The organism is Alteromonas sp. RKMC-009 (genome assembly GCF_003584565.2).
GTDB lineage: Bacteria > Pseudomonadota > Gammaproteobacteria > Enterobacterales > Alteromonadaceae > Alteromonas.
The window spans coordinates 784,503-808,571 of record NZ_CP031010.1 but is presented as its reverse complement, the minus strand read 5'-3'; the positions used below and the strand labels follow the sequence as shown (position 1 = coordinate 808,571).

Sequence of the window (24,069 nt, the reverse complement as noted above, 5' to 3'; positions counted from 1 at the left end):
ACTACCGGTTTACGGAGTGATTTCATACACTTCATAGCTTATGAGTCCAGTGGACCGTCAATAATTACAGGAAGGCACATTAATGAAACGAACACTCTTATCGTTGATGGTTGGATTAGGTATTACCGCAGGTGTTCCGGCAACGGCATTTGCAGACGACCTTTTGCAAGTATATCAGCAGTCACTGGCAAATGATCCGGTTGTAAATCAGGCCAAAGCGCAACGGGACGCTGCCTACTCCGGTATTACCATCAGCCGTGCCTCTTTACTGCCACAAATTTCAGGAACCGTAGGTTATACCACGTCTTCTGCTGAACGTGCCCAGTTTTTAGGCGAAGGTATCACCATGATCGACTCCGACAGTGATACCACCAGCTATGGCCTGAACCTTTCCATGTCATTATACGACCATGCCAACTGGGTAGGTCTGGACCGCGCGGAAAAAGTAGCAGAACAAAGTGACGCCACTCTGGCCTCTGCCATGCAGCAACTGATTGTACGGGTAACCACTGCCTATTTTGATGTGTTACGTGCAAAAGACAGTCTGGAATTTGTTAAAGCTCAGAAAAGTGCCATTGAACGTCAACTTGAACAAACCAAGCAACGTTTTGAAGTGGGCTTAACGGCGATCACTGACGTCCATGAAGCGCAAGCTAACTACGACAATACTATTGCTCAGGAAATTCAGGCAGAAAATGCTGTCGAGCTGGCACTTGAAGCACTTCGTGTAATTTCCGGTAAGTACCACGACAGACTGTACGAACTCAACACAGAGAACTTCTCTGCAACCATGCCACAACCGGCCACCCCGGATGAATGGCTGGAAACCGCCGAAGAGAAGAACTTATCGTTACTGGTTAACCGCCTGGCAATGGACATTGCGAAAGAAGACATTTCTTCTGCCCGTGCCGGTCACCTGCCAACACTGGATTTAACTGCGTCTGCAGGTAAGGACAAAACTCACAGTACAACGACTGTAGGTAACGAAGTTATCGACAACACCACGCCGTACCTCGACAGTTACAGCGTTGGTGTGCAACTGAACGTACCAATATTCCAGGGCCTGAGCGTATCGGGACAAACTGAGCAGGCGAAGTTTAACTACATTTCTGCCAGTCAGGATCTGGAACTGACCTATCGTCAGACTGTTCAGTCAGTACGCAGCTCGTTTAACGATGTGAAAGCATCGATGTCGACTATCCGCGCACTGGAACAGGCTGTGGTTTCTGCCCGCAGTGCACTTGAAGCCACTGAAGCCGGTTTCGATGTGGGTACCCGTACCATTGTTGACGTACTGGACAGCACGCAAAACCTGTTTGATGCCCGCCGTAACCTGGCTGGTGCCCGCTACGATTTCATTCAGGCGGTTGTTAATCTGAAACAGGCTGCCGGTACGCTGACAGCACAGGATATTGAAATGATTAACAAAGGTTTACGTCCGGCGGATACCGAAAACAGTTAATTGTGAAGAGAAATGCAAAAGCCGTTTGCCTTAGCGGGCAAACGGCTTTTTCGTATGTGCATGAAATAAGATTACTGGCCGGCGTTTGCTGAACGGGATTGCAATGCAGAAAGCATGGATAGCAAATCATGCAAGTCCTCTTTCAGCGAGGAAGCATGCTCTGAAGTGGGAATAAAATTCTCCAGTTTTTCACTGGTATCCAGCAATTTTCCTTGCAAGCCTGATAATGAGTCATCCATTATACATGCCTTCGATGATGTTAACGTTAATGACATTGTAGAAAAACCAACTGCATTTTTGAAACACTCTTGATTCTTAATATTTATACTTAAGTAGTAATTTTGCCAACATCATGAAAGCCACTGAACTCCAGAATCGCTTTGAACGGATCCGTTCTAATAAGACATTTGAGATTTTTGTTATCTCAGTCATCATTATCTCCGCCTTACTGGTCGGCGCCAAAACCTATGATATGCCAAGAGGTTTTGCCTCGGTCACCTTGATACTCGACTGGTTTATCAGTGCCTTTTTCCTGACGGAAATCACCATCCGCTTTCTGGCCGAGAAAAACAAAAAGCAGTTCTTCAAAAGTTTCTGGAACTGGTTTGATACCTTGATTGTGATTGTCAGCCTTATCCCGGCTGAAAGCACCGATCTTGCTCTCGTAGGCCGGCTGGTCAGGGTGTTCAGGGTTTTAAGGATGATTTCCATCATACCCGAACTGCGGATCTTACTGGTGTCGCTGGTAAAAGCCTTGCCTCAACTTGGCTATGTCATGCTGCTGATGTTTATCATCTTTTACATCTATGCCGCCGTTGGCAGCACTTTATTTGAGCAAATAAACAGTGAGCTATGGGGCGATATCACTATTTCCATGCTGACGCTGTTCAGGGTAATGACCTTTGAAGACTGGACGGATGTCATGTACGAGACCATGGCAGTGTACCCGCTCAGCTGGCTGTACTATCTCACTTTTATCTTCTTTACGGCGTTTGCCTTCCTCAATATGGTAATTGGTATTGTAGTAGGTGTGATGGAACAGGAAAACGCTGCCGCCCGCCGTGAAGCCGCAGCTGAAAATAATGAGCCCACGCTGAATGATGTGATGGCTGAACTGAAATCACTCCGTGAGACAGTAAACAAGTTGCAAAAATCTCCGGACTGAGCTGTTTAATCCATCACTGTGAAGCATAAAAAAATCCCCGCTGACGACTCAGCGGGGATTTTTGTTTACCCTTCAATACCAGGTGTTCACAGACTGTAGCGAACGCGGATACGTTCCGCCCGCTTCTGCCCGTCGGTTGTCGTGAATTCCTGATTGCGCATTTTACGGCGTGCGACTTCCTTTTTGCCCATATCAAGCAGCAGTTGAACGTAGTTCAGATACACAATATCGGCAACAGGCTGATCATTGACCACCGACTCATACAAAGACAGTGATTCCTCATACTTGTCCTGCTGAATAAGGATCTGCGCCAGTGTATCAACTGAATCCGCATTTTTAGGCTGCAGGCCAACGGCTTTACGGGCCAGTTCCATGGCCTTATTCAGTTCACCATCTTCGTAATACAGGTAAGCCAGGTTATTCAGTACCACAAAGTTCTCCGGCATTTGCTCTAAAATACCGGCGTACACAGATTTCGCCCCTTCTTTATCGGAGCCGATCAACCGCTCGGCCTTTAACATGGCAATGCGGATATCAGCCGGATGTGCCTCAAGGTGACTGTCTATGAACGGGTTAACCTTTGGTGCCTGACCAGACGTTTCGTATGCTGCAACTACCAGCAACGCATTCTGGCTGTTCGGATTGGCGTCATATGCTGTCATGGCATCTTTCACAGCATCCGCGCTCTTACCTTCCAAAATAGCAACACGGGCGTAAATACTGCGAACAAAGGGCAACGCCTTAACGTTTTCCGGCATATCATCCAGAATCGCCTTTGCAGGCTTAGGTTGGCGGGTCATAGCCAGAAAATGGGCTTTCAGTAATTTGACCTGACTGTCAGGCTGTTTCGCCAGAAATGAATTAGTGAGATTCAGCCCCTGCTGATATTGTTGCTGTGCATCTAACAGTAACAACATTCCCAGCACAGCAGTTTTGTCCTGAGGATAGAGTTTCAGCCACGCATCGTAATGTGCCGCAGCGCCTTTCACGTCGTTCTGACGGATAAGCGTCTGACCTTTAAGGTTCCAGTATAACTTAGGCGTCTTGACCGTAGCCTGTACCGGCGCCAGCAAACTCATCACTCTGTCATCTTCGTTATTGGCAAAGGCGATACGGCCCGCTAATAAACGTAAATTCAGATCATCCGGCGTTTTCTGGAGCTGATCATAAACACCCTGTGCAACGGCGGCGGCATCAGCTTCATTAGTCTGTACAGCAACTGTGTATAACACATCTCTCGCCTGTACATTACCCGGCTCTTTTTTAAGAATATCATTTAACACCGCTACTGCTGCCGGCACGTCGCTTTCAGACAGAAGTAATCTGGCCTGTACCAGATCGATTTCAGTGGTACCGGGATTAAGCGCCTTTGCTTTTTCAATTTCAGCCAGAGCCCCTTCTTTGTCACCCTGCTTAAACGCAATTTCCGCCAGGAATAAGTGTGGCGTGTGGTTGTCCGGTTCTTTTTCAGCCCATTCCAGCGATGCTGCTTTCGCTTTATCGAGTTTGTTCGTGGTCATATAAGCCGTGATCAACGTACGTTGCGTCACGACAGACTCCGGCGCCATTTTAGCGGCAGCTTCCAGATTCACTAACCCGTCGATATCATTAACCGATAACTGCAGCACACCAAGTCTGGCAAGGTCTTCCGCGGTTTCACTCATGGTGCCGGATTTTTCAATCATGGCTTTGGCGTCTACCACGTTGCCCTGGCGTAACAACTGATAACCGGCTTTTGAAAACAGTGATGCACCGGCTTCACCGTCAACTTCTACCCGGTTCAGGATCTGTGATGCGTCTTCTCCCTGCCCCATCTGTAGTAAGCTGTCGGCCAGCATGCGTAACGCAGGATGATCGGCAGGTAAAGCAGGCGCCACCTCAGACAGGTACTCATTGGCTGCGGCAAAATCCTGCATCTGATAGGCCACATAGCCGCCCAGTAACCTAATCGCCGGATTGTTATTGCCATTACGCATGGCAGTTTCAAGGAAACTCATTGCTTTTTCATAGTTGCCGGCATTAGCTTCGATGATACCTTTATACTGGTTAAGTAACGGATGCTGAGGGTTATTGTTCAGCAGTTCCGTGACCATCGGGTCGGCATCTTCAGTTTTTCCTGCTTCGATTAGCAGCGTGATGTAAGCAAATTTACTGGTTACATCAGTGGGGTTACCTTCTACGTAGTCTCCGAAGGCATCCATGGCAAGCGCTTTATCACCTGTCGCCAGCGCCAGTTTGCCCAACTGTTGCAACACATCTTTGTTTTGCGGTGCCTGCTCACGCAGGGCTTTTAATGATGAGAGCGCACCTTCTGCATTCTCATTGATAATATCGCGGTAAGTTAACGCCAGCCCCTTATACACTGAACTGGTATCGAGGGTTTCTAACTGATCAATCAGCGCCAGCGCATCTTCATTTTTGCCCAGTTGCGCCATGGCCTGCATTTTGTAGAAGCCAACTTCTGCAGATTCGACAGCCGTCATGCCTTCCATTTGAAAATCAACACCGGCCAGCGCATTTTCAGCACCGGTTTTCTGGTAGGCCACAGAGAGATAAGGAATCACTTCCGAGGCAGACTGCCCCAGATCCAGTGCACGGTTAAGCTCTTTTTCAGCGCCGTCAAAGTCACCGGTTTGCAGATAATATTTACCCAGTTCGAAACGGGGTTCAGGTGCTTTAGGATTACTTTTTATCGCGTTTTTAAACTCGATAATGGCAGCATCACTGTTATTCGCATTGGCGAACTGCTTCGCAGCTTCAAGGTGTTCTTCTGTGGATTTTTTGCCGCAGCCGGTGAGACCCGCAGATAAACATGCAGCAATCGCCAGAGGCACTATTATCCGTTTTCCTGTTTTGTTATAATTCATCCTTTGTACCTTTACTTTCTTGTTTGGTATTCCACTCCTATCTGGAATATAATACCTCTTTAGTAAAACAGCCCGCGCCACCTCAAGATACATGATTCACAGAAGATACATGATTCAGGGGTACTCCGGGTAATCGTGCCGGCGTGTGCCGTGCCCACCTCTTTCATATAATCATTCAGGATCATTAATGACCAATACTGTCGAGCTGACATTTAAAGACCTTAACTTACCAGAAAGCATACTACAGGCTCTGGAGAAAGTTGGCTATGAAAAGCCATCCCCTATCCAGGCTGAAAGTATCCCGCTACTGCTTGAAGGCCATGACCTGTTAGGTCAGGCGCAAACAGGTACAGGTAAGACTGCGGCCTTTGCCCTTCCAATGCTCGCAAATATCGACCCGGAAGCAAAGTTACCGCAATTGCTGGTACTTGCTCCAACCCGCGAACTCGCTATTCAGGTGGCGGAAGCTTTTCAGGTTTATGCCAGCTTTTCGCAAAAAATTAAGGTACTGCCTGTATACGGTGGTCAGTCTTACGATAACCAAATTCGTCAGCTTAAGCGTGGCGTACAGGTTGTCGTTGGTACCCCGGGCCGAATCATCGACCATATTAACCGCAAAACATTAAACTTAAGTGAACTGAAGTTTCTGGTTCTCGACGAAGCTGACGAAATGCTGCGCATGGGCTTCATCGATGATGTTGAAACCATCTTAAGTCATGCTCCGGAAGAAAAGCAGACAGCGCTGTTCTCGGCAACCATGCCCGGACCAATCAAAAAGATTACCCAGCGTTATCTGAAAAATCCGAAGCACGTTAAAATTGAATCGAAAGTTTCAACGGCCAGCACCATCCGTCAGCGTTACTGCCAGGTTGCACCACACCATAAGCTGGAAGCGTTAACCCGGATTATGGAAGTGGAGCCGTTTGACGGCATGATCATTTTCGTACGTACGAAAACGGCGACTGTTGAGTTATCTGACAAATTGTCTGCCCGTGGCTACGATGTTGAGCCACTGAACGGTGATATCCCGCAGAATGCCCGTGAACGCACAGTAGAAAAACTCAAGCAGGGAACTATCGACATTCTGGTTGCAACAGACGTTGTTGCCCGTGGTCTTGACGTTGAACGTGTAAGCCACGTTGTTAACTTTGATATTCCTTACGATACAGAGTCATACGTACACCGTATCGGTCGTACAGGCCGTGCAGGTCGTAGTGGTGAAGCAATTCTGTTCATTTCTCACCGTGAAAAGCGTTTACTTTTCGCCATTGAGAAAACCACGCGTCAGCCCATTGAGCGTATGCCGATTCCTTCAATTAATGAATTGAACGAAACGCGCCTGAGCAAGTTCAAGCAAGCGGTGAGCGAAGCAACCAGTGATGACAGCCTGGAATCTCTGATGCCTATCGTGGAATCTTTGCAACAGGAAACAGAAGCTTCGCCTGAGCGTTTGATTGCCGCACTGATCAAACTGGCACAAGGTGACGAACCGCTGTTACTGAAAGAATCTGACCGTCCTGATTTGCACAGCAAACCACAACGGGAAGATCGTGGTGACCGCGGGCCCCGTGATCGTGGCGACCGTGGCCCCCGAGGTGACAGAGGCGACCGTCGTGGTAAGCGCGCTTCAAGCAAACCTGAAGCCGGCATGCAGCGTTACCGTATTGATGTTGGTCATACTCACGGTGCCAAGCCCGGTAACATTGTTGGTGCAATTGCTAACGAAGGGAATATCAACAGCAAGAACATTGGTGCTATCGAAATTTATGATAAATTCAGCACCGTTGATTTGCCTCAGGGCATGCCCCGTGAAACCAAAGAGCTGCTGCAGAACACCCGCGTAGCCGGACAGAAGTTGTCTATCCGCGAGTGGTCAGATACGCCGCCAAAGCGTCGGGCTCCCCGCAAAAACTAAATGATTAAAGGCAAGCGTTATAGCTTGCCTTTTTTATATGCCATTTGGAAATAAGAAGGCACAAAACAACTCTTTTCTTTCCGTGGAATCCCGTCAAAATAGTCCTATCACCACTGCGTTATTATCTGCGTTACAGGATCCACAGGCACATGCGTTACTTCCCGTTATTTATCGACACTCAACAATCTCATTGCCTGATCGTAGGTGCCGGAGAAGTGGCAGCCCGAAAACTGGAATTGATCCTGAAATCCGAAGCCAGCGTGACTGTTGTCGCGCCATGGATGTGCGACACCGTAAAATCCTACGCGGATAATCCCCGGGTCACACTCATTGAACGTGAATTTGCGGATACTGATCTGACCGAGCAGCAAATGGTATTTGTGGCCACCAGCGAAACCGATATTAATCAGCATATACATGATATTGCCCGTGAAAAAGGCATTCTGGTTAATGTGGTAGATAACACACCACTTTGCCAGTTCATCACGCCCTCGATTATTGACCGTTCCCCCATTGTTATTGCAATGAGCAGTGGTGGTGTCGCTCCGGTATTATTGCGTTATTTACGTCAGAAGCTGGAGTCAGTGATACCGGCAAATATCTCCCGTCTGGGCGCATTTTCTGAGAAATTCCGTGAGAAAGTGAAGTCGTCACTGAAAGGCGTAACGGCCAGACGGTATTTCTGGGAAGATGTATTAGACGGTGATATCGCTGAACTGGTTGAAAAAGGCCAGCCAGAAAAAGCTGATGCACGTTTTCTCGAAGCCTTATCGGCAGCGCAAAGCGAACAAAAAATTGAAGGTCAGGTATACCTGGTGGGTGCCGGCCCGGGTGATCCTGATCTGCTGACATTCCGCGCCCTGCGTCTGATGCAAAAAGCGGATGTCGTGGTTTACGACCGGCTGGTGTCTCCTGCTATTCTGGAGCTGGTGCGCCGGGACGCCGAAAAGATCTATGTGGGCAAGGCGAAAAGTAACCATACTCTGCCTCAGGAGCAAATCAATTCACTGATGGTCGAAGAAGCGAAAAAAGGTAACCGTGTTGTCCGTCTGAAGGGTGGCGACCCGTTTATCTTTGGCCGTGGCGGCGAAGAAATCGAAGAACTGATAGCCGCCGGTATCGATTTTCAGGTCGTGCCCGGCATCACCGCAGCCAGCGGTGCCAGTACTTATGCCGGTATTCCGTTAACTCACCGCGATCATGCCCAGTCTGTTACCTTTGCTACCGGCCATCTGAAAAACGGCACCATCGATTTGAACTGGCCGGCCCTGGCCCATCAAAATCAGACTATCGTATTCTACATGGGCCTCACCGGCCTGCCGGTTATTTGCAGCAAGCTGATTGAACACGGTTTATCTGCTTCCACGCCCATTGCGCTGGTTCAGGAAGCAACCAGAGAGTCTCAGAAAGTCATTACCGGTACTCTCGATACTATCACCACTCATCCGCAACTGGATGAAATGAAGCCGCCGACACTCATTATAGTGGGCAGCGTAGTCACACTGCATAAGAAGCTGGACTGGTTTACTGCTTAACCCTTTGTTAAATTCGGGTTTTGTTCCATACTCTGTGTAATTGCCGGGCAGTTTGTTCCGGCGGATTTTGACGCATTGCGCCCCGGCGCAAATGGATACGATCTGATATGAATATCTCTCTGCTCCGGTGGTGGTTGTTTTGTTTTATGTTTGCCGCTACCGGCGCCATAGCAGAACAAACGGCTTTTAAAAAAAATACTGCCGGCGGCCAGACAACGTACCAGTACAAGTGGCTTGATGCTCAGGACAGAATCCAGTCTGTCAGTTTTGCGCTGGATAACAAAAAGCTGGCAGCGGGACCACGGGAACAGAAAAATTACCGTCCTGAGCTTGCCATGCGATATGTAACGGTAGAGCTGCTGAATGTGGCCCGTCAGTTCAACCCTAAAGATGCCAATATTCAAATCAGGCAACAGGGCGACAAAGTTTCAATAAAAGTAAAATCCCGTAATAAGGAAAAACTGGCAGTTATTCAGGGCCAGCTGGCGCAAGCGAAGGAAAAAGCATTCAACGATTACCTGCATCAGCACTACTACACACGCTACCGCACATCATTTAATCAGGAAGCCATCAAGCCGGATCATATAAGGTACATTAACGAGATGACCGGCACACTGATCCCGCTCTCCCAGGCATTTTACGAGAAAGTGGATGCGCAGGCGGATGCCAGAGAATATTTCAATATACTGCTCAGTTGGGTGCAAAGCATTCCCTACGACGCATTGGATAACCGGGCACAAAGTAACGGTTCAGGCTTTGCGCCACCCGCCCAGTTGCTCGCTGAAAACCGTGGTGACTGTGACAGCAAATCCGTATTAACCGCTTCCATAGCCAGAGCCTTTCTGCCAGACACTGCCATGGTACTGGTGTTATTGCCCGACCACGCCCTGCTGGGCATAGCACTTACACCACGCAAAGGCGAGAGAACCATAAAAGCCGACGGCAAAACATACGTGTTGATTGAACCCACCGGCCCGGCGTTATACGAAGTGGGTAAAATTGCGCCAACCTCTGAATTTGCCGTAGCACAGAAAAAATATACGCTGGAAGAAATTCAGTAAAAAAGGCCGCGCAGAGGCGGCCTGAAAGGGTTAATTCAGCTCAGAGTTCCTGCTCGGCAAACTCTGCCAGACGTGAGCGTACCACCCCGTCCAGATTAATCGTGGCGCTGCCGGAGAAATTCTTGAACCTTTCTACCAGATAAGTCAGCCCTGATGTTACCGCTGACAGATAATTGCTGTCTATCTGTGCCAGGTTACCCGAACAAATCAGCTTAGTGCCCTCCCCGCACCGGGTAATAATGGTTTTCAGTTGGGCAGCCGTCAGGTTTTGCGATTCATCCAGAATAACTATGGAGTTCTGGATGCTTCGCCCGCGCATAAAGTTTACGGACTTAAACTGGATGTTCGCTTTCTCCATGATGTAGTTCATCGAACTTTTCGCGTTTTCATCGTGCTTATGCAAAACTTCCAGCGAATCGGTGATGGCTGCCAGCCAGGGGGCCATCTTCTCTTCCTCGGTGCCCGGCAGGAAACCGATGGACTCGGCAATTTCCGGCGTAGAACGGGTAACGATAATTTTATCGTACATGTTCTTCTCTACCACCATTTCAAGGGCGGCAGCCAGCGCCAGCAACGTTTTACCGCTACCGGCAGGCCCGGTAAGAATAACCAGGTCTATATGCGGGTCCAGCAGCGAGTGCAGTGCCATTGCCTGGCCAATATTTTTAGGAGATATGCCCCATGCATGGCGGCTCATCAAGCGCTCATAACCTAAATCGAGCACTTCCAGCGTGTCAGAAGTCATATCCTCAACAATACCGGCGAACTGCTGCGTATCGTCCAGCAAGTATTCGTTGATATAGGGATCTTCCATGACATTACGGGGGATCGTGTGGATGGTGTCTCTGCCTTCCGAGCGGCTTTCCACCGATTTCACCTTTTCCCAGAAATTGCCTTCAAATTTATGGAAGCCCTTCGACAAGTATTTAATGTCTGTGATGAGCTGGTCGGTACGGTAGTCTTCTACGTGAGCAAGCCCTGCACCTTTTGCTTTCAGGCGCATGTTCAGATCTTTCGTCACCAGCACAACTTGCTGGGGTGCATAGGTTTTCTGCAGATGCAGCGCCACATTGATAATACGGTTGTCATTTTCGTTGCTGGTAAATATTTGCTGGGATTCAGCCATATTCAAATCAGCGAAAATAGACAGTGCACCAGTGGGTTTATTTTCTCCTGCACCCAGCCCTTCAAGGGATACGCCTGCCAGCATGTCTTCCGGGGTGGCGTCATGGAGTAAGTCTTCCATTGAGCGGATTGACACTCTGGCATCACGGGCAACGTCTTTTTTACTGTCTTTGATGTAATCGAGTTCTTCAAGAACAGTCATCGGAACGACAACGTCATTTTCTTTGAATGAGAGAAATGCAAGGGGTTCGTGTAGCAGAATATTCGTATCTAAAACGTAGATCTTTGTTTCTGTGGATTTTTTTCTTGGCATCCTTCGCTCCGTCAAGAGTAAAACCTCGCCCGCCTGATTACTGACGTGCAATCAAGAGTCCCGCGAAGGAGAAGATGCCTGTGTCGAACCGGACGCTCAACTCCATGTCGCGTCGACCTTCAAATTAACCATAATCCAGTTTTCCCGGCTTGGCTATTAATTTCTTTTCTGATTGCGCGGGTGGCAAAGCCGATCCGGAATTCATCAACAGTCCGTCAGCCTTCGGCTACACTTCTGTGAAACTTACCCGGTATGGTACTTCACGGCTTTATTCGTACAGCGGTGTTCAGTACAATACCGGCCGCTAAAATAAAGGGTGGTAATATGAGTTCTGTAAATACGTTTTCAGCCGGTCAGCGCTGGTTGAGTAACACTGAGTCTGAATTAGGTTTAGGGGCTGTGCTCAGCGTCGATTTTCGTTCTGTTGAGATACTTTTTCCTGCAACCGGTGACAGCCGTATTTACACGAAGGACAACGCCCCTCTCACCCGTCTTATCTTTACTGAAGGCGACGTCATTACCAGCGAAGAAGGCTGGACTTTACAAATACAAAAAGTAGAAGAAAGCAACGGTGTACTGATTTATCACGGATTGCGTGAGGACACCAAAGAAACGGCGCGACTGCCGGAAACCTTTCTCGACCATCACATCCGGCTGAACCAGCCGGAGCAGCGTTTATTTAACTTTCAAACCGATACCCCAAAGTGGTTCGAACTGCGCCAGAAAGCACTGGAACACCAGCATGCGTACCTGAAATCAGGCACGATTGGCTTGTCTGGTGCGCGGATTGAATTGATCCCTCACCAGTTACATATTGCCTCTGAAGTGGGTAACCGCCATGCACCACGGGTATTGCTTGCCGATGAGGTGGGATTGGGTAAAACCATTGAAGCCGCACTGGTTATTCACCGCCAGTTAAAAACCGGCCGGGCCCAGCGGGTACTCATTGTGGTACCGGATTCCCTGGTCCATCAGTGGCTGGTTGAAATGCTGCGCCGGGTAAATCTTGCCTTCGCTATTTTTGATGAAAGCCGTTGCGATGCGCTGGACGAGTCGGGCACGAACCCGTTTGAGAACGAACAGCTGGTACTGTGCAGTATCAGTTTCTTAAAAGACAATCCTAAACGCCACCAGCAAGCCCTTGATGCCGGCTGGGATTTACTGGTTGTCGACGAGGCCCATCATCTGGCCTGGTCCAAAGATGCGCCTTCTGAAGAATATCAACGCATTGAGGCGCTGGCAGAAATCACCGCCGGCGTTCTGCTGTTAACAGCTACCCCTGATCAGCTGGGACATGAGAGTCACTTTGCCCGACTGCGACTGTTAGATCCTGCCAGGTTCCATGATTACAATCACTTCCTTGAAGAAGAAAGTCAGTACAGTGCACTGGCAGAGGCAGTGTCACCGTTACTCACAGACGAGCCGTTATCTGCTGACGCAAGAGAAAAACTCACGTCTCTCGCGCCTGAGATAACCGGCCGCTACAGCGATATGGATGAACCGGCCACACGTAAAGCCATTCTCAGCCAGCTGATTGATACACACGGCACAGGCCGGTTGTTATTCCGTAACCGTCGCGCCGGTATTGAAGGTTTCCCGGTAAGAATGCTGAACAGCTATCCGTTACCTCTGCCGGAAATGTACGACAGTGCCGTCTGCGGCGGGGAACTCTTCGACGCGTTATATCCGGAGCGCCAGAGCGCGCTGGTTAACAGCTGGACCGATAACGACCCCCGTGTTGACTGGCTACTGGAGTTTTTACCCTCAGTCCGCCCTGCCAAAGTTCTGCTGATTTGTGCCGACAAACGCACCGCACAGCAACTGGGTGAAGTGATCAGAACCCGCAGCGGTATTCGCCAGAGTGTATTTCATGAAGGCATGAGTATTGTAGAGCGGGATAAAGCGGCCCACTATTTCTCCGACCCGGAAGAAGGGGCGCAGATCTTACTGTGTAGTGAAATTGGCAGCGAAGGCCGTAACTTCCAGTTTGCCCATCATCTGGTGCTGTTTGATTTACCGCTTACACCGGACTTACTGGAACAGCGTATCGGTCGTCTGGACCGCATTGGCCAGACAAAAGATATTCAAATCCACGTGCCTTACATCAGTCAGTCTGCCCAGGAAGTGCTGTTGAAATGGTATCGTGATGGGTTAGGTGCTTTCTCACATACCTGCCCCACCGGCTCAGGTGTATTCGAAGAAGTGCAGGCGCAATTGGTGGAAGCCTGTCTTGACCCTGAAAACGAAGCGCTGGTTTCTGAACTGGTTACCACCAGTAAAGCCCTGAATGACACACTGAAAGCCAAACTGGATGCCGGCCGCGATCGTCTGCTGGAATTGAATGCGTCAGGGGAAGGTAAGGTAGACGGGCTGCTCGAAGAAATTGTTGAGCAGGATGCATCTGTTGAGCTGTCCCGCTTCATGGGCCGCCTGTTTGATGCCCTTGGCGTTAATCAGGAAGAGAAAGGTAATGACTGTTTCATTCTGACCCCGTCAGAATCGATGGTTAACCACCTTCCGGGTCTGGATCCTGAAGGTATGACAGTCACCTATCGCCGCCGCGTTGCCACCACGCTTGAGCATGTGCACTTTTTAAGCTGGGACCATCCGCTGGTCCACAATGCCATCGATATGGTATTAACTGATGTACTGGGTAAAGCCAGTGTCGGGTTTATCGCTGATAAAGGTTTGCCGAAAGGGGCATTCTGGCTGGAGTCACTGTTTGTACTTCAGGCAAATGCAGATCGCCAGTTGCAACCGGGCCGCTTCCTGCCGGCAACACCGCTGCGCATTTGTACCGACGGCCACGGTAAACCGGTAAACCTGGTCTTTGATGCCCCCCGTAAAGCCGGCAGAAAAATTGTTCAGCAACTGATTCAGGCATTGCAACAAGCGCTGACACTGCACATTGAAAAAGCCACCGCAGCGGCTCAGCAACAAGCGAACCAAATTCAGCATGATGCCATTGAAACCATGCAGGCAACCCTTAGCGCAGAAGCCCGCCGCTTACGGGATTTACAGGCACAGAATCCGTCAATACGGGACAGTGAAATCGAATTTATTGAGACCCAGCTGACGGGCTTAACCGCCGCGCTGCAGTCTGCATCAGTTCAACTGGAAGGGCTGCGTATCGTGGTGAATAATCCGTGAGTATGCCTGCCGGTAAAAAGCCGTTTATTTACAATCCACCCATGTCACCTTATTTGTCACTGGTGTATTACGACAATGACATTGTGGTGGCAAATAAACAAAGTGGCCTGTTAAGTGTGACGGGTATCCAGCCCGCCCACAAAGATGCGCTTATCAGCCGCGTGCAAAAAGTGCTGCCTTCTGCCACCGTGGTTCACCGGCTGGATATGGCAACCTCCGGCATTATGGTAATGGCACTTAATAAAGAGGCTCACCGCCGGCTCTCAAAGCAGTTTCAGGACAGGCTGACGAAAAAGCGTTACTACGCCAGGGTCGATGGCACAGTGGCGGATGATGAAGGAATTATTACCCTGCCACTGATTGTGGACTGGCCTAACCGCCCCAAACAGAAAGTAGACTTTGAGAATGGTAAGCCCTCACTAACACATTACCGTGTTATCAGACGTCTTGACGGAGAAACCTGGGTTGAGCTGCTGCCGGTCACCGGCCGCTCTCATCAATTGCGGGTGCACATGCTGTCACTGGGTCATCCCATCCTGGGTGACAGGTTATATGCTCATGATGAGGCCAGAGCGAAGGCTCCCCGCCTTCAGCTCCATGCCGAAACGCTGATCCTGCAACATCCTTCTTCGGGAGAATGGAAACGGTTTACCAGCGATGTGCCATTCATGGACTATCAACCTGACACGCTGCCACTTCCGGGGTCGGACGACATCAACCCGGATTAAGTTTTGCTTTGCACTGCCGATAACCTGTTTAGCCAGATTTGTTAACCGGAGTCCCAGTGTTCCGCTCTATAGTGTGTGTTCTTTTATTGCTGACCGGCAGTACACGGGCCGGCATACTTGCAGACGATATTCGTCAGCAGTATTTGCCGTCTGAGTACGAAACCGTACTCGCCGGTGAAGAAGACATTCCGGTTTTCTCCGCGCAGCCCACCACCACCCTCAGTCGCGGTGTAGCGATTATTTTTATGGATACAGGCTACCAGGGCCTGACTTTACAAAATGCACAGCAACTGGCTGCCAGACTTAATCAGTGGGGCTGGCACACCCGTATTGTACCGTCTCCGGTAAGTTTAAATCCGCCGGCTACAACCCCTGTTACGGAAACAGCTTCCCCTGCGGACAGCACCGGAAATGATGAAGTGCAAAGCAATAGTGATACGCTGAGTGCACTGATGCATCCCAGGGCCTGGGCGGGTTCACCGGTAGCCGATGCCGGTACGAGCCAGACGATGATGGCTTTGATAGCCGGTGCAGTCTTTCGCAGTGTGGATGATGTACCGGGTTTCAGACTGGTGATCAGTCAGGGAATGGGCGCAGCGCAATTTCTTTCCCTGGCCGTTACCGATAATGTGCCCCCGCCTGATGGTCTCGTGGTGATAAGTCCCTACTGGCCCCAGAGCGGCCTGCAGCAAAATATATCAGAGCAACTTGCCAGTACATTGTTTCCGGTACTTGATTTACAGCTGCCGGGATCGACTCCCTGGACTGCCGGAGCCCCTGCTATCCGCCGGACAGACGCCACGAAAGCGCTAAAACTTCACTACCGGCAGAAGCAGTTAGGTGCATCAGTAAATCTCGCCAGCACGTTCGGAAACTCGGCGTTCAGTAACAGCCTCAGCAAAGAAATTTATGGCTGGGTAAATTACCTGGGCTGGTAAAGAACCGGCAAGCGGAAGTCAATGGTGATTTTTTACAAGGAAATCAAAAGCCTGTTTACTTTTGTTTACAAATCACACAAAATACCCGGTTAACGACTATACTAACTAATCATTTGGGTATCAGGCAGCGCCGACTATGCTTTTGTCATTTGTTGATACCAAGGCCGCGCAGCTATGCTTTTATCTTCGCGGTTTTTGGCAAGACGAAATACCACATTCTGAGGTAGAAATATTCTTCTGGGACACTATGGAAGAATGGAGCCTGGTTCATTACGACCTCGATCAGCCATACACTCAAAGAGAACGTGTATTCTGGCATGTACTGCATCAACTTCACTTCTGGTCTGAAGAAAAACTCAAATACGACCCTTTTCTGGTAGAAGAACTGACCACCTGCACCGCTTTTCTGGAAGGCAAAGGTACCTGTCCTCTCGACTGCGTAGGCATCCGTCCCTGAACGACCTTTCACAATTGTTTACGGCGGTTGTGTTTCCTCCCGTTACATGATCAAATACTCTTTTGGTTACTGACCGGTAAGTTTTCTTATGCGTTTTATCCAGTCCTTTGCTGACCGGCGGCTCTTCAGTATTTTCGTATTCGGTATTGCCAGTGGTTTTCCCTGGGTCATGATCAGTTCTGTCATGACTGCCTGGCTAAAAGATGAAGGTTTATCCCGTACAGATATCAGCTTATTCGGCAGTATATTTGCGGTTTATGCGATAAATTTTCTCTGGTCCCCCCTTCTGGATCGTATCCGTCTGCCCTTGCTAGGTCAGCGCAAAGGCTGGATTTTTCTGATGCAGGGTATCATCGTAGCCTGCTGTGTGATGATGAGCATGCTGGACGCCAGTCACTCATTATTCTACGTTGCCCTTTTCGGTCTCAGTATCGCTTTGTGTTCCGCTACTCAGGATATCGCGATTGATGCTTACCGGATCGATATTATTAACGATGATGAAAGAGAGAAACTGGCTGCAGGCTCATCTATGGCTACCGCCGGTTGGTGGACTGGTTACGGCGGTCTGGGCGCACTGCCTTTCTTCATTGCCGACTGGACAGGCTGGGCCTGGAATGACATCTATTTATTGCTGGCCGGCGTAATGGGCACCATTATGATATTCACCCTGTTTGCACAGGAGCCGGTTACAGACCGTGCAGCACAGCTCAAAGCTGCAACAGAATATTATCAGAAGGCCCTGGGCGCTGATCCGCAAAGTGCAGGCTTTGTGCAGAAAGCCGGCGCGTGGTTTTTTGTTACTCTGGCAGAGCCATTCCGCGAATTTTTTACCCGTAACGGAACGCGGCTGGCATTATCACTATTGCTCTTTATCTTCCTGTTTAAAATCGGTGAAGCCTTTCTGGGTCGCATGAGTCTTCAGTTCTACATTGAGCTGGGATTCAGTAAAAGTGAAATTGGCGGATATTCCAAACTGCTGAACTGGTGGGTGACCATTTTGTTTTCTGTCATTGGCGGTATGGTAACCATCCGCTACGGCATCTATCGCGGGTTGTTTATTGCCGGTATTGCCATGGCAGCCAGCAACCTGATGTTTTCACTGATGGCCTGGGTGGGGCCGGATAAAACCTTATTTGCTCTGACGATTATCGTCGACGGTTTCACAGCAGCCTGGAGTACCGTTGCCATGGTCGCATTCATTTCGCTGATGTGTAACCGCACCTTTTCAGCCTCCCAGTACGCGTTAATGGCGTCGTTAAGTGTGGCAGGGAAAAACCTGCTGGCATCAGGCAGTGGTTACATAGTGGATAAGCTGGACGGCGACTGGTCGACCTTTTTCATCATTACCGCCTTGATGGTGATACCCAGTTTATTGTTTTTGCGGGCGATTAAACCCCACATTGTGAAAGCAGAACAGCAGGCACAATAATGCCGGATTACTGGTAATTTGAAATTTAACAACTACGCTTTATAAACATCAACACGTACCTTCATTCATGCTGACCATTGAAGATTTAAAAGGGAAAATCAGGCGAACTTACCTTGTTGCACTAAGTGCTATTGCACTGTTACTCACAGTGTACTTTGCATGGACTCAGCAGTATCTCGTTTCGACCCAAATACAACCTCAGATAATCAATATTGCAGGAAAGCAGCGCATGTTGTCTCAGCGCATTGCATTTCTGCAGAACCTGCTTGTGTCTGAAGATGACCGCGCCCGCAGAGTATCACTCAAGTCGGAGCTTGTTGACCGGACACGGGAGTTTGCCAGAAGCCATGAGGTACTGGTTGCCAGACAATCTCTGAACGGCTTGTTCACCCCCTTATCCGGTGCCCTGGAAACACTTTATTTCTCGAAAGAAAGTGACCTTGATTCCCATGCCCTTGAGTATGCTGACCGGGCTCTGGAACTTGCCAGTATGCCGGATTCTGCTCTGACCTCTGCGTCTCCGGTCAGCCTTTCTGAAGCCACTGAGCTGCTGGAAGATCTCGACCATGCGGTACTGCTTTTTGAACAGCAACTCTCTGCTGAGTTGAGATTTAACCAGTGGATGTTACTGGGAATCTGGTTCATCACTCTGGGCTTGTCTTTGCTCACTGTGTTGTTGCTCTTCAGACCGTTGAAAAATCTGGTGCTGGAGCAATTTAATCTGGTTCAGGAAGCGAAGCGGGATGTGGAATTCGAACGTGAACAAACGAATAAGGTGGTATCCACCAAGGAAGAGTTTTTGGCCAGTATGAGTCATGAATTCCGTTCGCCGATTTCAGCCATTATCGGTGCGTTAGAGCTTATGCCAAACATGCAATCCAGACAGGGTCAGTTGATTCAGAAAGCAGAACAAAGCTGCTATCGCCTGCTTATGCTGACAAGCAACCTGGTGGATAGCATGCAGTCGAAACAAATTGATGAGGTGTTTGTAAATGAAGATTTTGACCTCATCCGGTTACTGGACGATGCGCTCAGCCAGTTTGCTTACAATTGCCAGCAAAAAAACCTGCATTATCAGGTAAAGAACGAGAGTACTCTGCCCCACTATGTGAACGGAAACTCATCCAGTCTGATTAAAGCACTCAAAAATATTCTGGATAATGCGGTTAAATTCACTCCTGAAGGCTCAGTATCAGTATACAACCGTCTGTCTGTCAGTGACGGAAAGCTGCTGTTGACGATTCGTGTGGTTGATACCGGCATCGGCATCCCCGAAAGCGACCTGCATAATATATTTCAGCGCTTCTACAAGGCTCACGGCAATTCAAGGTTATACAGCGGAGCTGGCGTGGGATTATATGCATCCCGCACTTTGGTGGAACAGGCGGGCGGCACTATCACGGTTACCAGCGCACTTCATAACGGGTCGGAGTTTACGTTGAATGTACCGCTCAACGCAGCCAAAGGAGATACCCGCGAGGCGAAAAAGCCTGTATCGTCCTCAAAATTTGCTGTTGTTGATGATCAGGAAATCACCCGCATTCACTTATCTCACATGATTGAGAGTGAAGGCTATCACGTTGACACCTATCTCTCGGGCGCAGATCTACTGGCCAATCAGGATAAACTGAAAACCTATGATGGCATCATCACCGACTATTACATGCCGGGGATCAATGGCGCTGAATTAGCCAATTATCTGCAAGCTATGCTGGGTGAGCGGATGCCTCCGGTCATTATGGTTTCGGCTGCGCCGCAAATTGCCAATATCATTGCCAACTCCAACATTCCGGCCTGGCAGGTGTTTGTTAAACCCATCGACAGGAACCGTTTTATCGACTCCATTCACCATCTGAGTCTCAATAAAGGCAAATCTTTCAGTCAGTCAGACAAAGTCAGTGTGCTTATCGTCGAGGACGAGCCTATTAATGCTGAGATCCTGCGGGATATGGTGGAAAACCTGGGCTATGACGTTACCCTTGCAGAGGACGGTGAGAGCGCACTGTCGAGAGCCGGCGAGGAAGAGTTCAGTATTATTTTACTGGATCTCAATTTGCCGGATATGAGCGGCTTTGAAGTAGCAACAATACTCAAAGAACGTGGCTGCAAATCCCATCTGGTGGCCGTTACGGCCAGTGCTTATGAAAGCGATAAACAACGCTCAATGGAAGTAGGTATGCGTTACCATCTGGTGAAGCCGGTTGCCTATCAGGAACTGAAAAATACCATGAAGCTGCTGCTGGCGGTGTCTTAACCCTGCAACTGCCCTATTTGCTCTTCGTTTTCGTGATGCCATACAGATACCCGGTTACGGCCACTATTCTTAGACATATATAACGCCTGGTCGGCTTCTTCCAGCCATGCCATAGAAGAATTGACCGGTTTGCGGAATTCACTGAGGCCGATACTGACTGTGAAGCAGATTTGATGCCCTTCATGATCAATCACCATGGCTTCCGCCAGCCGGCGGATGCGCTCAGCAACCTTAAGCGCGTTTGATGCAGTTGAATCCACCAGGATCACCGCAAACTCCTCCCCGCCGTAACGACCGGCCAGATCGGTTTCACGGATACTTTTCTGGATAACTCTGGCCAGCGTTTTTATCACCAGATCACCGGCCTGGTGCCCGTAGGTATCATTGATTTTTTTGAAGTGGTCAATATCCAGCATACAGGCTGTCGATACAGTTTCACGGCGCTGAGACAACTTAAACAGACTATCAAACCGCTCCTGCCAGTAGCGACGGTTGAATAAACCGGTCAACCCGTCCACCCGGCTCATATGCTGTAATTCGTCATTCAGACGCTCTACCCGAAGCTTACTCAATGCCTGATCTGTTACGTCATACACCAGCATACACAGCTTGTTTACCGTGCCATCCGGTGAAGAAAGCGGAAACATGGTCACGTTCTGGAACATGTAAAGGGCATCAGATGTAATAGGCCGGCTCGTGCTGAAGCGGAACAAATACGGACGCTGCTCCCAGATAATAAAGACAGGGGTCTTCAGATTGAAAACCGGGTCAGCTTTACTTCTGAGCCACTGTTCATCTATCTCATCAAACAAAGAAAAAAGCTTTTTACCGCTAACCTGACCCGGCCGCAGATCGGCGTGATTCTCCATAAACTGATTCCACACTTCGATGGTGAAATCTTTGTCCATTACCACTATGCCCACCTCAACAGAACTCAAAAGATCCTGTTGCCAGTGCATACTAATCAGTTCATCAGAAATCATGCTACATATTCCTCATCGACCAGGCGGGAATAAATCTTGGCCATCGATTGCTCCGGAAACAGTAACAACAGATCAAAACGGATATCCCGGCTTTTGATGGCATAGGCAATTTCAATCGCCATGACTTTCCCCCAGCGACTCGCATTATTATTCAACATACTTTCAAACCCGCTGTGCTGTCCCAGCAATATGGGATGACTATGGCTGAAGGTTACATTCAGTTGGGCAGATAATGCGTTAAGGCAGGCACCGGTAAGAATATTGGATACGTCCATTAACGCTTCGAGTTGCTGATCTTCTGTGGCGACCTGGTCGTTGTAATTCAGCAGCCGGATAATATTTTCCATTTTGGTGTCACTGAAAATCACCAGTGCTTCACCCTTAATGCCCGCGCTGGTAAAACCTTTGGAAACGGCTGAAACCCGCTGATTCTGATGTGCTTCAGCCAGCGCCATATGCAGTTCTGTGGCTTCAATGACATTAACATTGGGAATAGGCAAATCGATAAATTCACCGAGCAACCGGGCAAGGCTCTCACCGGCCTGCCCCATGGCAATATTTACCAGTTCGCGGTAGGCATCCAGTTGCTCATCTGCGGTATTTTTTTGCGTGCCGGCCAGTTGCAACGTTCGGTTCTGCGCACTACTGTCACCGCTGTAAATACCGTACTGACGCAATAAGGCGGTGAGTTTCTGGTTGTCCATCGGCTTGCGGATAAAATCCAGCGCCCCTAAAGCTACCATGCGTTCCCGCGCTTCAGGCTGTACATCACCGGACACCACGATCACCAGACAAGGCAAATCCTGTTCACGGATGGCTTTCATGGTTTCATAGCCATCCATCACCGGCATGTTTAAATCAAGAAACATCACATCGGCTTTGCCTGCACGGATTGCGTCAAGGGCTTCCTGACCGTTACCGGCAAACGAAATACTCACATCCCAGCCATCAGGAATGGAACGGGCCATTTGCTTGCGTGCGAAGCCTGAGTCATCGCAAATCAGTACCGGTGTGGTCATTTCTGCCCCTTAAATAGCAACAGGCGCTTTAATGTGCGGATGAGCCTGGTAATTTACCAGTTCAAAATCATCAAACGTGAAACCGAACAAGTCTTTCACTGCCGGGTTTATGTTCATTTGCGGCGACGGAAACGGCTCTCTGGCTAACTGGATCTCTGTTTGTTCCAGATGGTTGGAGTACAGATGAGCATCACCCAGGGTATGAATAAATTCACCGGGTTCCAGATCGCATACCTGCGCCACCATGAGAGTCAGTAACGCATAGCTTGCAATATTGAAGGGCACACCCAGGAACACATCACCGCTGCGCTGATATAACTGACAGGACAATTTACCGTTCAGCACATAAAACTGAAACATGGTATGACACGGCGGCAAAGCTTGTCTGCCGTTGGCTGCATTTTCTTTGGGCGAAACAGACGTATCAGGTAATACGGCAGGATTCCATGCACTGACAATCAACCTGCGGGAATCGGGATTACTTTTGATTTGCTCAACCACGTCTTTAATCTGATCGATTGTGGTGCCATCTCCGGCATCCCAGCTGCGCCACTGATGACCATAAACCGGTCCCAGCTCGCCCTCATCTGTTGCCCATTCATCCCAGATTGAAACACCGTTTTCTTTGAGATAACGAATGTTGGTTTCACCTTTAAGAAACCATAACAACTCATGAATGATAGACTTCAAATGACACTTTTTGGTTGTGACCAGCGGAAACCCTTTCGCAAGGTCGAAACGCATCTGATAGCCAAATACGCTTAACGTGCCGGTACCCGTGCGGTCTTCTTTTTTTACGCCATGCTCTTTCACATGACGCATCAGTTTGAGGTATTCTTTCATACTTGCTTTTTCTTATGATTGTTCTGATTTTTGTACCGGCGATTTACGCATGTAAGCCCATACCATCAGGCCGGCGCCGAGCAGGATCATGGGAACACAGAGCAGTTGCCCCTGGCTCAAACCCACGGAATACAAACCAATGTGCTGATCCGGTTCACGGAAGTACTCAACGATGAAGCGGAAACAGCCGTAACCGAGCAGGAATAAACCGCCTACCGCCCCCGTAGGACGCGGCTTCGCAGAAAACAGCCAGAGAATGGTAAACAGTAACACACCTTCAAGCGCGAACTCATATAATTGAGACGGGTGACGGGGCTGCTCTCCCGCGCCGGGGAAAATAATCGCCCAGGGCACGTCGGCAGGACGCCCCCATAATTCAGCATTCAGGAAGTTACCTATTCTGCCAGCTCCAAGGCCAATGGGGACAAGAGGCGCAACAAAATCACCGATTTGCAGGAACGTGGCGTTCATTCTCTTTGCCTGCCATGCCAGTGCAACCAGTACCCCCAGAAGCCCGCCATGGAAAGACATACCACCTGTCCATATTCTGAAAAGATAAGTAGGATCTTCCAGGAACATACCGAACTGATAAAACAGTACATAGCCGATACGACCACCTAAAATCACCCCCACGAATCCCCAGAACAGCAGGTCGCTCAACTGGTCACGGGTCCAGTTAGTTTGTGACAGGCGTTTTTGCGCCAGCATATATGCAGCCACAAAACCCACAAGGTACATCATACCGTACCAGCGCACACTCAACGGGCCGATGCTAAATATAACCGGGTCTATGTTGGGAAAGACCAGATAACTACTTTCTGCCAT

The 24,069-nt window shown here is 49.3% G+C and carries 18 protein-coding genes; 11 read left to right on the top strand and 7 right to left on the bottom strand.

The window, feature by feature from the left end; translation table 11 throughout:
* Positions 1-82 precede the first annotated feature (82 nt).
* Positions 83-1,462 (top strand): outer membrane channel protein TolC, encoded by a 1,380-nt coding sequence (tolC, locus tag DS731_RS03525; RefSeq protein WP_119500025.1) that lies wholly within the window; start codon positions 83-85, stop codon positions 1,460-1,462.
* A 71-nt stretch (positions 1,463-1,533) separates the two neighbouring features.
* On the opposite strand, the gene DS731_RS21870 is transcribed toward tolC, so the two are convergent.
* The gene (locus tag DS731_RS21870) at positions 1,534-1,701 is read right to left on the bottom strand and encodes a hypothetical protein (protein ID WP_161599088.1); all 168 of its coding nucleotides are present in this window, start codon (positions 1,699-1,701) and stop codon (positions 1,534-1,536) included.
* Between the two features lie 113 nt (positions 1,702-1,814).
* Between DS731_RS21870 and DS731_RS03520 the strand changes: the two genes are divergently transcribed.
* Positions 1,815-2,627: an ion transporter gene (locus DS731_RS03520; RefSeq protein ID WP_119500024.1), complete on the top strand. Its 813-nt coding sequence runs from the start codon at positions 1,815-1,817 to the stop codon at positions 2,625-2,627.
* Between the two features lie 86 nt (positions 2,628-2,713).
* On the opposite strand, the gene prsT is transcribed toward DS731_RS03520, so the two are convergent.
* Positions 2,714-5,494 (bottom strand): XrtA/PEP-CTERM system TPR-repeat protein PrsT, encoded by a 2,781-nt coding sequence (prsT, locus tag DS731_RS03515; protein ID WP_119500023.1) that lies wholly within the window; start codon positions 5,492-5,494, stop codon positions 2,714-2,716.
* 187 nt (positions 5,495-5,681) lie between these two features.
* On the opposite strand from prsT, the gene DS731_RS03510 reads away from it, so the two are divergent.
* The 3 genes from DS731_RS03510 (at position 5,682) to DS731_RS03500 (ending at position 10,005) form a co-directional block, all read left to right on the top strand.
* Positions 5,682-7,409 (top strand): DEAD/DEAH box helicase, encoded by a 1,728-nt coding sequence (locus DS731_RS03510; RefSeq protein ID WP_119500022.1) that lies wholly within the window; start codon positions 5,682-5,684, stop codon positions 7,407-7,409.
* A gap of 149 nt (positions 7,410-7,558) precedes the next feature.
* A complete protein-coding gene (cysG, locus tag DS731_RS03505) occupies positions 7,559-8,944 on the top strand; it encodes a siroheme synthase CysG (RefSeq protein WP_119500021.1) in 1,386 nt (461 codons plus the stop codon).
* 107 nt (positions 8,945-9,051) lie between these two features.
* Positions 9,052-10,005 (top strand): hypothetical protein, encoded by a 954-nt coding sequence (locus DS731_RS03500; protein WP_232373470.1) that lies wholly within the window; start codon positions 9,052-9,054, stop codon positions 10,003-10,005.
* A gap of 40 nt (positions 10,006-10,045) precedes the next feature.
* On the opposite strand, the gene DS731_RS03495 is transcribed toward DS731_RS03500, so the two are convergent.
* On the bottom strand, positions 10,046-11,443 hold the full coding sequence (locus DS731_RS03495; protein ID WP_119500020.1) for a PhoH family protein: 1,398 nt from the start codon (positions 11,441-11,443) through the stop codon (positions 10,046-10,048).
* 324 nt (positions 11,444-11,767) lie between these two features.
* Here DS731_RS03495 and rapA point away from each other — a divergent pair, with 324 nt between their 5' ends.
* The 6 genes from rapA to DS731_RS03465 all read left to right on the top strand — a co-directional run bounded on the left by rapA (position 11,768) and on the right by DS731_RS03465 (position 20,399).
* On the top strand, positions 11,768-14,593 hold the full coding sequence (gene rapA / locus DS731_RS03490) for an RNA polymerase-associated protein RapA (protein WP_119500019.1): 2,826 nt from the start codon (positions 11,768-11,770) through the stop codon (positions 14,591-14,593).
* A gap of 2 nt (positions 14,594-14,595) precedes the next feature.
* Complete coding sequence (locus DS731_RS03485) at positions 14,596-15,321, top strand: pseudouridine synthase (RefSeq protein ID WP_119500018.1); 726 nt, start codon at positions 14,596-14,598, stop codon at positions 15,319-15,321.
* A gap of 56 nt (positions 15,322-15,377) precedes the next feature.
* Positions 15,378-16,259, top strand: coding sequence for a DUF3530 family protein (locus DS731_RS03480; RefSeq protein ID WP_161599087.1), 882 nt, complete (start codon positions 15,378-15,380; stop codon positions 16,257-16,259).
* Between the two features lie 136 nt (positions 16,260-16,395).
* On the top strand, positions 16,396-16,716 hold the full coding sequence (locus DS731_RS03475; RefSeq protein ID WP_119500016.1) for a hypothetical protein: 321 nt from the start codon (positions 16,396-16,398) through the stop codon (positions 16,714-16,716).
* 88 nt (positions 16,717-16,804) lie between these two features.
* Positions 16,805-18,145: an AmpG family muropeptide MFS transporter gene (locus DS731_RS03470; RefSeq protein WP_119500015.1), complete on the top strand. Its 1,341-nt coding sequence runs from the start codon at positions 16,805-16,807 to the stop codon at positions 18,143-18,145.
* Positions 18,146-18,212: 67 nt separating this feature from the next.
* Positions 18,213-20,399 (top strand): response regulator, encoded by a 2,187-nt coding sequence (locus DS731_RS03465; RefSeq protein WP_119500014.1) that lies wholly within the window; start codon positions 18,213-18,215, stop codon positions 20,397-20,399.
* Here the strand turns inward: DS731_RS03465 and DS731_RS03460 are convergent.
* From DS731_RS03460 to lgt, 4 genes are read right to left on the bottom strand one after another with little or no spacing between them, the layout of a single operon-like run.
* Positions 20,396-21,382 carry a sensor domain-containing diguanylate cyclase gene (locus DS731_RS03460; RefSeq protein WP_119500013.1) on the bottom strand — a complete coding sequence of 329 codons (987 nt, stop codon included), beginning with the start codon at positions 21,380-21,382 and terminating at the stop codon, positions 20,396-20,398. The genes DS731_RS03465 and DS731_RS03460 overlap by 4 nt on opposite strands.
* Positions 21,379-22,401, bottom strand: coding sequence for a response regulator (locus tag DS731_RS03455; protein ID WP_119500012.1), 1,023 nt, complete (start codon positions 22,399-22,401; stop codon positions 21,379-21,381). Before DS731_RS03455 ends, DS731_RS03460 begins: the two co-directional genes overlap by 4 nt.
* Positions 22,402-22,410: 9 nt before the next feature.
* Positions 22,411-23,244: a thymidylate synthase gene (locus DS731_RS03450; RefSeq protein ID WP_119500011.1), complete on the bottom strand. Its 834-nt coding sequence runs from the start codon at positions 23,242-23,244 to the stop codon at positions 22,411-22,413.
* 12 nt (positions 23,245-23,256) lie between these two features.
* Positions 23,257-24,069, bottom strand: coding sequence for a prolipoprotein diacylglyceryl transferase (lgt, locus tag DS731_RS03445; RefSeq protein ID WP_119500010.1), 813 nt, complete (start codon positions 24,067-24,069; stop codon positions 23,257-23,259).

Bases quoted from the DNA above. Each gene is read 5' to 3' on its own strand.
- tolC (WP_119500025.1), top strand. From the start codon at position 83: ATGAAACGAACACTCTTATCGTTGATGGTTGGATTAGGTATTACCGCA.
- DS731_RS21870 (WP_161599088.1), bottom strand. From the start codon at position 1,701: ATGGATGACTCATTATCAGGCTTGCAAGGAAAATTGCTGGATACCAGT.
- DS731_RS03520 (WP_119500024.1), top strand. From the start codon at position 1,815: ATGAAAGCCACTGAACTCCAGAATCGCTTTGAACGGATCCGTTCTAAT.
- prsT (WP_119500023.1), bottom strand. From the start codon at position 5,494: ATGAATTATAACAAAACAGGAAAACGGATAATAGTGCCTCTGGCGATT.
- DS731_RS03510 (WP_119500022.1), top strand. From the start codon at position 5,682: ATGACCAATACTGTCGAGCTGACATTTAAAGACCTTAACTTACCAGAA.
- cysG (WP_119500021.1), top strand. From the start codon at position 7,559: ATGCGTTACTTCCCGTTATTTATCGACACTCAACAATCTCATTGCCTG.
- DS731_RS03500 (WP_232373470.1), top strand. From the start codon at position 9,052: ATGAATATCTCTCTGCTCCGGTGGTGGTTGTTTTGTTTTATGTTTGCC.
- DS731_RS03495 (WP_119500020.1), bottom strand. From the start codon at position 11,443: ATGCCAAGAAAAAAATCCACAGAAACAAAGATCTACGTTTTAGATACG.
- rapA (WP_119500019.1), top strand. From the start codon at position 11,768: ATGAGTTCTGTAAATACGTTTTCAGCCGGTCAGCGCTGGTTGAGTAAC.
- DS731_RS03485 (WP_119500018.1), top strand. From the start codon at position 14,596: ATGCCTGCCGGTAAAAAGCCGTTTATTTACAATCCACCCATGTCACCT.
- DS731_RS03475 (WP_119500016.1), top strand. From the start codon at position 16,396: ATGCTTTTGTCATTTGTTGATACCAAGGCCGCGCAGCTATGCTTTTAT.
- DS731_RS03470 (WP_119500015.1), top strand. From the start codon at position 16,805: ATGCGTTTTATCCAGTCCTTTGCTGACCGGCGGCTCTTCAGTATTTTC.
- DS731_RS03465 (WP_119500014.1), top strand. From the start codon at position 18,213: ATGCTGACCATTGAAGATTTAAAAGGGAAAATCAGGCGAACTTACCTT.
- DS731_RS03460 (WP_119500013.1), bottom strand. From the start codon at position 21,382: ATGATTTCTGATGAACTGATTAGTATGCACTGGCAACAGGATCTTTTG.
- DS731_RS03455 (WP_119500012.1), bottom strand. From the start codon at position 22,401: ATGACCACACCGGTACTGATTTGCGATGACTCAGGCTTCGCACGCAAG.
- DS731_RS03450 (WP_119500011.1), bottom strand. From the start codon at position 23,244: ATGAAAGAATACCTCAAACTGATGCGTCATGTGAAAGAGCATGGCGTA.
- lgt (WP_119500010.1), bottom strand. From the start codon at position 24,069: ATGGCAGAAAGTAGTTATCTGGTCTTTCCCAACATAGACCCGGTTATA.